The sequence below is a fragment of the Streptomyces sp. NPDC043176 genome, assembly GCF_056436715.1.
In genome coordinates this window covers 132,590-144,244 of record NZ_JBWKCA010000022.1, presented here as the reverse complement: position 1 = coordinate 144,244, position 11,655 = coordinate 132,590, and the positions used below count along the sequence as shown (strand labels likewise).

Here is an 11,655-nt window from a genome sequence, read left to right as displayed (position 1 = left end):
GCGGTGGTGGAGGCGCCTGCTTCGGGTGGTGTGTTGTTCGTTTCGCGGTGGTCGTTGGGTTCGCATCCGTGGCTGGCTGATCACGCGGTGGCGGGCTCTGTTCTGGTGCCGGGTGCGGCGTTTGTGGATCTGGTGGTGCGGGCGGGTGAGGAGGTCGGTTGCGGTCTGTTGGGTGAGTTGGTGATCGAGGCGCCGCTTGTGCTTGCCGAGCGGGGTGGGGTGCAGGTCCGGGTGAGTGTGGGGGAGGTGGATGGGTCGGGGCAGCGGGCGGTGCAGGTGCATTCCCGGGTGGAGGACGCGGGCCCCGGTACCGATTGGACGCGTCATGTTTCGGGTCGTCTGGCTCCCGAGGTCGCTCATGCCGATTTCGAGTTGACGCAGTGGCCGCCGGCCGGCGCGGTTGCGGTGGACGGCGCCGCGGAGAGCGCCGCGGAGCGGGCCTACCGGGAGCTGGAAGAGACCGGTTACGGCTATGGTCCGGCCTTTCGCGGCCTGAGCCGGGTCTGGACCCGGGGCCAGGAGGTGTTCGCCGAGGTCGTCCTGCCCGAGGAGGCGGGCAAGCCCGACGGTTTCGGGGTGCATCCCGCGCTGATCGACGCCTGCTTCCACGCCGGAGTCTTTCGAGCCGACACCGCCGGGCAGGAGCAGAAGCTCGTCCTGCCGTTCGCCTGGAACGAGGTACGGATCTTCGCCACGGGTGCGACCGCACTGCGCGTGCACCTGTCGTTCCAGGGCCCGGACGCGATCACCGTCCGCATGGCCGACGGCACCGGTGCACCAGTCGCCTCGGTGGAGTCCCTGGTCTCCCGACCGGTGCGCTCCGACCAGCTCCGCGCCGACTCCGGCGTGATCAACGACCAGTTGTTCCGCGTCGCCTGGGGACCGACCTCGGTGAAGCACCGGGACGGCTCGCTGAACGCGGTGTCCGTGGCGACCGCCGATGACGTCAGGGCGCTGGCCGCAGAGGCCGAGGTTCCCGGGGTTCTGCTGCTGGATGTCGTCGGCGACGAGCGGGCCGACGCGGCGGAGGTACGGGACCTGGCAGCCCAGGTGCTGGAGGTGGTGCAGGCCTGGACGGTCGAGCCGGCTCTCGCGGACTCCCGGCTGCTGGCCGTGACCCACGGTGCCGTGGCGGTCGAGGGTGAGGAGTCGCCGATCGACCTGGCGGCCGCGGCGGTCGGTGGTCTGCTGCGCTCGGCACAGGCTGAGAATCCGACCCGGATCGTCCTGATCGACACCGACGACAGCGAGGCGTCGCTGCGGGTGCTGCCGGACGTACTGGCCTCCCGCGAGCTGTATGTCGCGCTGCGGGAGGGGGCCGTGCTGGCGCCTCGGCTGGTGCGTGCCATGGACGTCGGAGGCGCGCACGCCGGCCGGGAGCTGGACCGGGACGGCACCGTACTGGTCACCGGCGGCACGGGCGCGCTGGGTGCCGTGGTGGCACGGCACGTGATCGAGACGCACGGCGTGCGCAACGTGCTGCTGGTCAGCCGCCGCGGCGACCAGGCCCCCGGAGCCGGGCGGCTGCGTGAGGAGCTGACGGCCCTCGGCGCGAACGTGCGCGTGGAGGCGTGTGACGTGGCGGACCGGGAGGCGACGGCCGCTCTCCTGGCCTCCATAGCGGCCGACGCCCCGCTGACCGCCGTGGTGCACACCGCCGGCGTGACCGACGACGGTGTCATCACCGCGCTGACCCCCCAGCGGCTGGACACGGTGTTCCGTCCCAAGGTCGATGCCGCGCTGGTCCTGGACGAGCTGACCCGGGACCTGGACCTGTCCGCCTTCGTGCTCTACTCCTCCGCGGCCGGCACCATCGGCAATCCCGGGCAGGGCAACTACGCGGCGGCGAATGCCTTCCTCGACGCCCTCGCCCAGCGCCGCCGGTCCGCCGGACTCCCCGCCACCTCACTCGCCTGGGGGTGGTGGGGCAAGAGCACCGAGCTCACCGGCCACCTCGACGAGGTCGACCTCAAGCGGATCAACCGACTCGGTATCGTTGCCTTCACCGACCAGGAGGGCATGGAGCTCTTCGACACCGCGCTGTGGGCTCCGGACGCGGTACTCGTCCCGGCCAAGTTCGACTTCGCGGCCATGCACGCCCAGCTCGAGCCCGGACACCTGCCCCTGATGTTCCGCGGTCTCCTGAAGGCGGGCCGACGGTTCGCCCAGGACGAGGCGAGCGGCGTCGGCAAGCTGGCCGAGGAGCTGGCCAATGCCACCAAGGCCGAGCGGGAGCAGATCGTGCTCGACATGGTGCAGCGCGAGGCGGTGGCGATCATCGGCTATCTGTCGGCCGATGACTTCGGACCGGAGACCGGCCTCTTCGACATCGGCTACGACTCGCTCACGGCGGTGGAACTCAGGAACCGGTTGTCCGAGCTCACCGGGCTGCGGCTCCCGCCAGGCTTCGCCTTCGAGTACCCCTCGATCAAGGAACTCGCCGAGCAGCTGCTCGAACGCCTCGACGCCGCCCGCTGATCCGCCGGACCATCAGAAGGAGATCGACCTTGTTCGACAAGAACACGTACCTGGAGCGCATCGGCTACTCGGGCTCGGCCGAGCCGACGCTGGCGACGCTCCGGGAGCTGCACCGCAAGCACCAGACGAAGTTCCACTACGACAACGCCTACGTCGGGATCACGGACTTCCTCCGGTTCGACCTGGACGACATGTTCGTCACCACCGTCCTGAAGGGCCGAGGCGGAATCTGCACGGACCTCAACTTCCTGTTCGCCCGCCTCCTCGAGGAACTGGGATTCGACGTGAAGCTGGTGGCGGCCGGCATCCTCTTCCCCGGCGGACAGTGGGGACCTGACGTCGAACACGCCGTCATGGTGGTCCGCCTCGACGGTGAGGACTGGCTGACGGACGTCGGCTACGGCGGGGTCTCCATCGTGGAACCGCTACGCATGTCGGGTGAGACCGCGTCCCAGGACGGCACCGAATTCCAGCTGCTGCGCGACGGCGACTACCACGTCCTGCGGTACCGCACCCGTGGCAAGGACTGGCGGGTCGCGTACCGGGTCACGACGGAGGCACGGGACCGGAACGAGTGGAACGTGCTCACCGAGCTGAACACCATCCACAAGGACGTGCTCGTCCGCCGTCGCCGATGTGTCACCGACAACGGCCAGGTCATGCTCACCGCCAACCTGATCGTCTCGATCGAGGACGGCGTGGAATCCTCCCGGCTGGTCCGCGACCCGGCCGAACTGGAGAAGGTCGTCAGCCGGTACTGGGGCTGAGCGAGGGGTCCCGGGTGACCGGGAGCGCCACCGCGCCCTCTAGCCGCCCCTCACCGATAGGGGCGGCTAGGGGGTACGGCAGGGGGTTGTGAGGGGCGCGGCCGTCTGGGTGAATGAGCCGGAACTGCGAGACCAGGGACTTCAGGAAAATGGTTCAGGTAAATCCCGACGACCCCCGGTACGCCGATCTCCAGATGCGAGGCTATAACCGTCGCTTCGTCGGTGCGCCCGGAAGCGTGCATGTGGTCGGCGACACCGATGAGGTTGTCGATGTCGTGAACAGCGCCGTGCGGCAAGGAAGACGGATCGCCGTGCGAAGCGGCGGCCACTGTGCGGAGGGTCTGGTCGACAACCCGGAGGTCGATGTCGTCATCGACCTCTCCCTCATGGATTCCGTCTCCTACGACCCGGCCAGACGGGCCTTCGCCGCACAGGGCGGCGTCCGCCTGGGACGGCTCTACCGTGTGCTGGACATGGGTTGGGGCGTCACCCTGCCGGGCGGCGCCTGCCCGGAGGTCGGCGTCGGCGGCCATGTGACCGGTGGCGGCCACGGGGTGCTCTCCCGTCTGCACGGCTACGTCTCCGACCACCTCTACGGCATCGAAGTGGTCGTGGTCGATGACAGCGGGACGGCGAAAGCCGTCGTCGCGACCCGGGAGCCGGACGATCCGAACCGCGACCTCTGGTGGGCCCACACCGGAGGCGGCGGCGGCAACTTCGGCGTCGTCACCCGTTTCTGGTTCCGCGCTCCGGGGGCGGACGGCACCGATCCGGCCACGCTGCTGCCCCCTCGGCCGGCCCGGCACGTGTCCGCCGCGGCGATGTGGCAGTGGGCCGACTTCGACGAGGACGCGTTCGCCACGCTGCTGAACAACTTCATGGCCTGGAGCGCTCGGAACAGCGCACCGGACACCTCGACGGCGGCCCTGCACGCGGAGGTCGCGGTGCTGCACCGGGACTCCGGCATGCTGATGCTGACCGGCCGCGTGGACCCCTCGGTTCCCGGGGGCGCGAAGCTGCTGGACGCGTACCTCTCCGAGGTGACGGCCGGCTTGCCCGAGCCCGGCACGACCACGAGCGAGGACGAGCCCTGGCTGTACAAGGTGCTCAATGTTCCGGACGCGGGTGAGGCGTTCGGCCTGGAGGCGTCCCGACTGCGCTCCAAGATCAAGGCGGCGTACCTGCGCAAGCCGCTCGACGCCGAGCAGGTCCGGACGGTCTACCGGTACCTGACGGACGTGGACTACGGCTATCCGGCCGCCGGACTGATGATCGCGGCCTGGGGCGGCCGGATGAACGCTCTCGCCCCCGCTGACACCGCCGTCCCGCAACGCGACTCGATCATGCAGCTGTCGCTGATCAACTCCTGGAACGACCAGGACGCGGACGAGAAGCACCTGACCTGGATCCGGCGCTTCTATCGCGATCTCTTCGCCGCCACGGGCGGGGTTCCGGTACGCGACGACCGGACCGACGGGTCCTACATCAACTGGCCCGATACCGACCTGCTGGATCCCGACTGGAACACCTCCGGCGTTCCCTGGTCCACGATCTACTACGGCGACAACTACCCGAAGCTGCAAGAGGTCAAGGCGCGCTGGGATCCGCGCGGGGTGTTCCGGCACGCCTTGTCGATCGAACCGCCCCAGGACACCCGGCAAGGAGCACGATGACCGTCACAGATGTCCAGAGCGCGCTGTGGATCAGACGGTTCCGCCCGGCACCCGACGCACCGGTCCGGCTGGTGTGCTTTCCCCACGCGGGTGGTTCGGCCACCTTCTTCCTGGAGTTGGCCAAGGACCTCAGCCCGGACATCGAGGTCCTGGCCGTGCAGTATCCCGGGCGCCAGGACCGCAGGAAGGAGCCGCTGATCGAGACCGTCACCGGTCTGGCCGAGTCGGCGGCCGCCGCGCTGCTCCCGTGGGCCGACCGCGGACTCGCCCTGTTCGGCCACAGCCTCGGCTCGATCGTCGCGTACGAGGTGGCGCGGTTGCTGCGGGACGAGGGGCACGCGCCGGTTGCGCTGTTCGCCTCGGGACGCCGCGCCCCGTCCATCGAGCGGACGGAACTCGGCAGCCAAGTGGACGACGACACCCTCTTGCGCACCCTGCGGTCTCTGGGCGGGACCCATCCCATGGTGTTCGAGGACAAGGAGCTCGTGCGGCTCGCCCTGCCGGTGATCCGGGCGGACTACGCGGCGGCGGAGACGTATCGGTATCGGCCGGGTCCGCCGTTGAGCTGCCCACTGACCATGCTGACCGGAGAGGACGACCCCATGGTGTCGCCGCAGGACGCGGAGGGCTGGGGGGAGCACACGTCCGCCGAGTTCGACCTGATCACGCTGCCGGGTGGGCATTTCTACCTCACCGAGCACCATGCGGCCGTGACCAAGGCGATCACGGATCGGCTCGCAGGGCCCACCCGTCCGGTCTGACCGCGATGAGCGACCACCAGCCACCACCTTTCGGGGGTACGGAACTCCGGCCCGCCGCCGACGGATTGGCGGAGGTGCCGCCGTTGGTCCAGGTGGCCGAGTGCGAGCTGCTGCGCCGACGGATGGCCGCGGTAGCGCGTGGCGAGGCGGTTCTGCTCCACATCGGCCAGGGCGCCGCGGCCGCTCCCGTTCCGAGCGAGGGCTCACTGGGCGAGCGGCTGGGAATTCTGCTCCAGCTGGCGAACGTCCTGACATACGCCACCGCCCTGCCCGTCATCAGGATCGGCTGGATGATCGGGCAGGGCGCGGGGGTACGCTCCGCCCGCGAGACGTACGACGGCTCCGCGCGCGCCCTCAACCTCATCCGGGCAGCCATCGCCGGGTGGTCGCCCGACCGGCGTCGGACCCACGACCGGATCCGCGCCTTCGTGGCGGGCTCGGAGCGGGGTGCGCGTCACGGGGACCGGGCGGAGGAGACCGCCCGTGGCCTGGCGTTCCTCCGGGCCTGCGGCGTCGACCCGGACAGGCTTGCCGGCGGTGAGTTCTTCGTCGGGCACGAAGGTCTGCTGCCGGACTACGAAGTGGCACTGACCCGGTTCGGCGGCGATCAGCGCCCGTACGCCACCAGCGGCCATCTGATGTGGATGGGCGATCGCGCCGATGGTGTCGACGGCACACTGGTCGAGCACTTCGCGCGGATCCGCAATCCCCTCGCCGTCGGCCTCGGCCCGACCACCGAGCCGGACGAGGTGCTCGGACTGCTCGACCGCCTTGATCCGTGCCGCGAACCGGGCCGTCTGACGTTCGTGCTGCGGGCGGGGGCGGACCGGATCCGCGACGTGCTTCCCACGTTGGTCGAGAAGGTGACGGCGGAAGGTGCCTTGGTGTGCTGGGTGAGTGATCCGGTACGAGGTAATTCCGACCGCACCTCGAAGGGGTGGTCAGCCTGCCGGTTCGATCGAGTACTCGACGAAGTGCGGGCGTTCGTCGAGGTCCATGAGGCGCTCGGTACCCACCCCGGCGGTGTGTCCCTCGACACCGGCGGCCCACGCGCGACCGGCTCGGCCAGCGACCGGGCGGAGCTGCCGGGCGGCCCGCTCAGCGGGGACCAGTCGCTCGATCTGGTCTTCACGCTGGCCGAGGCGTACCGCGGCCGGGCCGGAGCTGACGGGCCGTTGTCATCGAATGACACAGCGGAAGCAATTGCCGCTGCGAACCTCAGCCCGGCCTGAGCCGGTCGAGTTGACGGATTCGATCACACACTGGCAATCGTCGATCTTCGTGACTAGCATGTCGAGAGGTCGGTGCAAGCCATTTCGGACAGTAGGTGATGGATCTTCGAGTGGCCGTCAGGTGATTGGTATGGGGGTTATTCACCTTGGCGACACTTTTGCCGAAAGGTGACGTTTGGTCACCCAATTGAGTGTTACCGAGGGAGTGGTCCTTTGCAGACCAAGTCGTTGTGCGGGCTCGGCGACGACCTGAGGCGATCGATCCTGCGCCACATGCTCATCGCGCGGGGGGTGGACGACGAGGCGCGTCAGCTGCAGAAGCAGGGCGCACTCGACCTCTGGCTCTCCTGCCAGGGGCAAGAGGCCGCGCAGGTGGGCTCCGCCCTCGCCGTCGGACCCGAAGCCGCCATCTTTCCCAGCTACCGGGAGCACGCGGTCGCCTTGACCCGCGGCGTGATGGCGGACGAGCTCCTCGCCCAGTGGGCCGGACGCACCTTATGCGGATGGGACCCCCGGGACCGGAGATTCTTCCCTTATACCCTTGTTCTTGCCGCGCAGACGCTGCACGCCGTCGGATATTCGATCGGCCGGCGCTTGCAGGGAATGGATGACTTCGTCGTCGTTTATGTGGGTGACGGTGCGACCAGTGAGGGCGACATGTCGGAGGCCATGAATCTGGCCGCCGTCGAGTCGGCATCGGTTCTTTTCATTTGCCAGAACAATGGCTGGGCTATTTCCAAGCCGGCCGCCGAGCAAATGCTGACGACGGTGGCGGACCGAGCCCGCGGATTCGGCATCGAGTCCTCGCTGATCCCGGGCGGCGATCCGGAGCTGGTCCACCGCGAGTGCGTGCGGGCCGCCGACCACGTCCGGAACCGGCGGTCGCCGTACCTGATCGAGATGCGGGTCGGGCGCATTCACGGTCACTCGACCTCCGACGCTCAGGAGGTCTATCGCGGCGAGGACGACATCGCACGCGCGGCCGCCGCCGACCCGGTCGCGGCGTACGCGGGCCGGCTGACCGAGCTGGACGTCGTGGACGCCGAGTGGTTGCGGGGCGTCGAGTCGGAAGTGCGGGACGTCCGGGCGCAGTTGATGAAGAGGTACGCGTCATGAGCTCGCGGCGACCGACGCCTTTGGCGGAGACGATCAACGCCACCCTGGCCGATCTGCTGGAGAGCGACCCGAAGGTGCTCCTGGTGGGTGAGGACATCGGCCGACTGGGCGGGGTGTTCCGCGTCACCCGGGGCTTGCAGGAGAGGTTCGGCCGTGAGCGGGTGCGTGATGCGCTGCTCGCGGAGTCCACGATCGTCGGCCACGCCATCGGTCTCGCGATGTCCGGGCTGGTGCCGGTCTGCGAGATCCAGTTCGACGGCTTCACCTACCCCGCGGTCAACCAGCTCGTCACCCAGGCCGGCAGGATCGTCAACCGGTGGAACGGGAACATCCGGCTGAACCTCGTGGTGCGCATCCCTTCGGGCGGTGGTATCCGGGGGGTGGAACACCACAGCGAGTCGAACGAGGCCCTCTTCGCACGCGTCCCCGGCATCTCGGTGGCGTATCCGTCCACCGGTGAGGACGCCGATCAGATCCTGCGGCACGCGGTGGGGATGGGTTCGCCGGTGGTGATCTACGAACCGATCAGGCTGTACTGGCGCCGCAACGTGCCCGGCCGCGCCGGCGGACCGGCCGTGTCGCCGACCTCGGCCCGGATCGTCCGGCGCGGCACGGATGTGACCGTGGCGACCTTCGGGGCGATCACGAACGACGTACTGGCGGCGGCGGAGGCGCTCGGCCCGTCGGTCGAGGTCGAGGTGGTGGACCTGCGCTGGCTGGCGCCGATCGACATGACGACCGTCCTGGAGTCGGTCGCCCGGACCGGTCGGCTCCTGGTCGTGCACGAGGCGACCAAGGACGTCGGTATCGGGGCCGAGGTGGCCGCGGCGGTCTCCGAGAGCGGATTCGATTCACTCAGGTGTGCGATCAGGCGGCTGGCGCCCGAGCGCCGCGATTATCCGCCGGCCGACTTCGAACCGAGCTATCAGATCGGTGTCGATCAGATCAAGGAAGAAGTGCTGAGGATGGTCAAGTGAGTTCGGCGGATTTCGAGGGACGCGTTCCGCGTTTCGGCCACGGGCTCGCCGAAGCCCTGCTCGTCGAATGGGTCGCCCGGATCGGGGACAGGGTGGAGCGCGGGGATGTGATCGCGGAGGTCGAAACCGACAAGGCGAGCACGGAGATCGTCGCGGAGCGGTCCGGGCGGGTCGTCGCCCACTGCGTGACCGCCGGATCGATCGTCAAGTCAGGTGAACTGCTTTATCGGCTGGCCGAGGATCGGCTGGACGGGGAGGACATACAGAGTGAGTGACATCGAACGCCGGGTATCGGACATCATGCTGGCCAAGCTGCGGGTCCGGGAACCGTCGCTGGAGCAGACGGACTTCGACAAGTCGATCTACGATCTCGAACTCGACTCGCTCGACGTGGTCGAGCTCACGCAGCTCCTGGAGCGGGAGCTGAAGGTCCAGGCCGATCGCAGGACGATCGGGAGCCTCATGCTGCTCGAGGAGTTCCGGTCGTACTTCGTCCTGCTCGCGACCCGGTGATGGCCTCAGGAATCGTCGACATCGCGGTGCCGGAGGTGGGCACGCCGATCGACAACTCGTACTTCGAGTCGATCGGGCTCACCGACGAATGGATCAAGCGGCGCAGTGGCATCTCCACGCGTCGCTGGCTGGCGGCGGAGACCTCGCCGGCAGAAGTCGCCGCCGAGGCCTGCCGACCGCTCGTGAGCCGTCAGGGCGACCCTTCCACCATCGGCGCGCTGATCGTCGTCAGCACATCGGTCCGTCAACGGGTGCCCGGCATCGCCCAGCAGGTCGCCACCCTGGCCGGACTGAGCTCTTCGGTCCTGGCGTTCGACATGAACGCGGCCTGCTGCGGTTTCGTCTACGCCCTGACCACCGGTCTGTCGCTCTGCGACGCGGGTCAGGCCCGGTCGGTCATGGTGTGCTCGGTCGAAGCCATGTCGACCATGGTGGACAAGACGGACCGGCAGACCGCCTGCATCTTCGCCGACGGTGCCGCGGCCGTCCTCCTGTCGGCACGCGAGGAGTTCGCGCCCTTCAGGCACCTGGCTGGGGGCGACGGGACACAGACGGCCCTGATGTGCGAGACCGGCGACGGCGGAATCCATCTGGACGGTGCCGCCGTGTACGACCGGGCGGTACAGCGCATGACCGAGACCGCGGAACGGCTCTGCGAGTTCGACCCGCGCCCCTCGGTCCTGGTCGGGCACCAGGCGAACGGCCGGATCCTGGAACAGGTCCGGGCCTTCACCACTCCGCTGGGAGTGCCTTTCCTCAACAGGATCGAGAATCTCGGCAATACCTCGTCCGCCTCGATCCCACTGGCGTTCGGCGGCGCGCTCCAGGACGCTTCGGTGCCCTCACGGGGACGGCTGGGTGCCGTCGCCTACGGGGCCGGCGAGGCCTGGGGCGGGGTTTCGGTGAGTTACGGCATCGGCTGACAGCCGACAGCGCCGTTATTTTGGGAGGTCGTTATCTACTCGCCAGACGCCTGGGTGCTCCGGGCTGGGGAGACTGCTGGGCTGTCGGCCGACAAGGACGACTGTGCGCTGCGTCGCGAGGTCTTCCCGTTCGGACCGCTGGAACCCGGTGAGGTTCTGGTGGAGCCGATCCTCGGCTCCTGGGAAGCCAACATCGAGCATGCGCTCGCCCGTTCGCCCATCGACATCTGCCGAAGCCGCGGTGAACAGGCGGTGGTCGTCGGAAATCTGGGCGTGGTGCGGATCGTCAAGAGCCATTCGGTCCGCCGGGGAGGGAAACTCCGGGAGGGCGACCTGTGTCTGCTCATGCCGTTCGGCAAGTGTGACCCGTACGGTTACGCGGAGCTGGCCTACGGGTACGACGCACCGCACACCATAGGCCTGATGGCCAGACTGTCGAAGATCGACGAGCGGCTGCTCCTGCCGATCCCGTCCGACACGGCCCACTCCCTGGAACAGTGGGCGACCTACGGCCGGTACTTCACCGCCTGGGACAACTGGCATCGGGCCCTGGGGTGCTGGCGCACGCAGATCCCCGATGACGACCCGGGGAACCACCTGGTGTTCGGCTGGGGCGGTGGGGTCGCCTTCGCGGAGCTGCTGCTCGCCCGACGCGCCGGATTCCGGGTGGCGATGACGGCGGGTTCGGACGAGCGCCTGGCCTTCCTGCGGGACAACGGCATCATTCCGGTCGACCGGAGGAAGTTCCCCGATCTCTCGCTGCCGGCCAGGCGCGGCGCGCCCGACCCGGAGACGCACCGTCGGCATCGCACTTCGCGGGCCGGCTTCCTGGAGCTGGTCAACGAGCTCAGCGGGGGAAAGGGCGTGGCGATCTTCGTGGACAACATCGGTGAACCGCTCTACGGCGCGACCGTGCCCGCGCTGGCCCGGCAGGGAGTGATCACCACCTGCGGCTGGAAAGCGGGCATGCGGCTGACGAATCTGCGCGGCGCGGAGTGCATCAATCGGCACATCCATGTGCACACGCACGTCTGGCGCCTTCAGGACTCGCCCCTGATCCGCGATTTCCAGGAGTCCAGCGGTTGGATCGGGCCCGCTGAATCCACCGTCGTCTACGACTTCGACCGGATTCCGCAGCTCGCCGACGACTACGCACAGGGCCGGATCGGTTCATATTTCCCGCTATACCGGGTGAACCCGGCGTAACGGATAAAC

The 11,655-nt window shown here is 68.8% G+C and carries 11 protein-coding genes and 1 pseudogene; all 12 read left to right on the top strand.

The window, feature by feature from the left end; genetic code table 11:
• Nucleotides 1-3: 3 nt before the first annotated feature.
• A pseudogene (locus tag AC067A_RS29740) lies at nucleotides 4-276 on the top strand (polyketide synthase dehydratase domain-containing protein); the annotation flags it as partial.
• Between the two features lie 96 nt (nucleotides 277-372).
• The gene (locus tag AC067A_RS29735; RefSeq protein WP_479245643.1) at nucleotides 373-2,478 is read left to right on the top strand and encodes a type I polyketide synthase; all 2,106 of its coding nucleotides are present in this window, start codon (nucleotides 373-375) and stop codon (nucleotides 2,476-2,478) included.
• 29 nt (nucleotides 2,479-2,507) lie between these two features.
• Nucleotides 2,508-3,245 (top strand): arylamine N-acetyltransferase family protein, encoded by a 738-nt coding sequence (locus AC067A_RS29730; RefSeq protein WP_479245628.1) that lies wholly within the window; start codon nucleotides 2,508-2,510, stop codon nucleotides 3,243-3,245.
• 113 nt (nucleotides 3,246-3,358) lie between these two features.
• On the top strand, nucleotides 3,359-4,918 hold the full coding sequence (locus AC067A_RS29725) for an FAD-binding oxidoreductase (RefSeq protein ID WP_479245626.1): 1,560 nt from the start codon (nucleotides 3,359-3,361) through the stop codon (nucleotides 4,916-4,918).
• Nucleotides 4,915-5,679 carry a thioesterase II family protein gene (locus AC067A_RS29720; protein ID WP_479245624.1) on the top strand — a complete coding sequence of 255 codons (765 nt, stop codon included), beginning with the start codon at nucleotides 4,915-4,917 and terminating at the stop codon, nucleotides 5,677-5,679. Before AC067A_RS29725 ends, AC067A_RS29720 begins: the two co-directional genes overlap by 4 nt.
• A gap of 5 nt (nucleotides 5,680-5,684) precedes the next feature.
• Nucleotides 5,685-6,911 carry a 3-deoxy-7-phosphoheptulonate synthase gene (locus tag AC067A_RS29715; RefSeq protein WP_479245622.1) on the top strand — a complete coding sequence of 409 codons (1,227 nt, stop codon included), beginning with the start codon at nucleotides 5,685-5,687 and terminating at the stop codon, nucleotides 6,909-6,911.
• A 213-nt stretch (nucleotides 6,912-7,124) separates the two neighbouring features.
• The gene (locus tag AC067A_RS29710) at nucleotides 7,125-8,027 is read left to right on the top strand and encodes a thiamine pyrophosphate-dependent dehydrogenase E1 component subunit alpha (protein WP_479245621.1); all 903 of its coding nucleotides are present in this window, start codon (nucleotides 7,125-7,127) and stop codon (nucleotides 8,025-8,027) included.
• Entirely contained in the window at nucleotides 8,024-9,004 is a 981-nt protein-coding gene (locus AC067A_RS29705; protein WP_479245619.1) for an alpha-ketoacid dehydrogenase subunit beta, read from the top strand. The genes AC067A_RS29710 and AC067A_RS29705 overlap by 4 nt, the downstream gene beginning before the upstream one ends.
• Nucleotides 9,001-9,279 carry a biotin/lipoyl-containing protein gene (locus tag AC067A_RS29700; RefSeq protein ID WP_479245617.1) on the top strand — a complete coding sequence of 93 codons (279 nt, stop codon included), beginning with the start codon at nucleotides 9,001-9,003 and terminating at the stop codon, nucleotides 9,277-9,279. The genes AC067A_RS29705 and AC067A_RS29700 overlap by 4 nt, the downstream gene beginning before the upstream one ends.
• The gene (locus tag AC067A_RS29695) at nucleotides 9,272-9,517 is read left to right on the top strand and encodes a phosphopantetheine-binding protein (RefSeq protein WP_479245615.1); all 246 of its coding nucleotides are present in this window, start codon (nucleotides 9,272-9,274) and stop codon (nucleotides 9,515-9,517) included. Before AC067A_RS29700 ends, AC067A_RS29695 begins: the two co-directional genes overlap by 8 nt.
• Nucleotides 9,517-10,440, top strand: coding sequence for a 3-oxoacyl-ACP synthase III family protein (locus AC067A_RS29690; RefSeq protein ID WP_479245614.1), 924 nt, complete (start codon nucleotides 9,517-9,519; stop codon nucleotides 10,438-10,440). Before AC067A_RS29695 ends, AC067A_RS29690 begins: the two co-directional genes overlap by 1 nt.
• A 159-nt stretch (nucleotides 10,441-10,599) precedes the next feature.
• The gene (locus AC067A_RS29685; RefSeq protein WP_479245612.1) at nucleotides 10,600-11,646 is read left to right on the top strand and encodes a zinc-binding alcohol dehydrogenase family protein; all 1,047 of its coding nucleotides are present in this window, start codon (nucleotides 10,600-10,602) and stop codon (nucleotides 11,644-11,646) included.
• The last annotated feature ends 9 nt before the right edge of the window (nucleotides 11,647-11,655 follow it).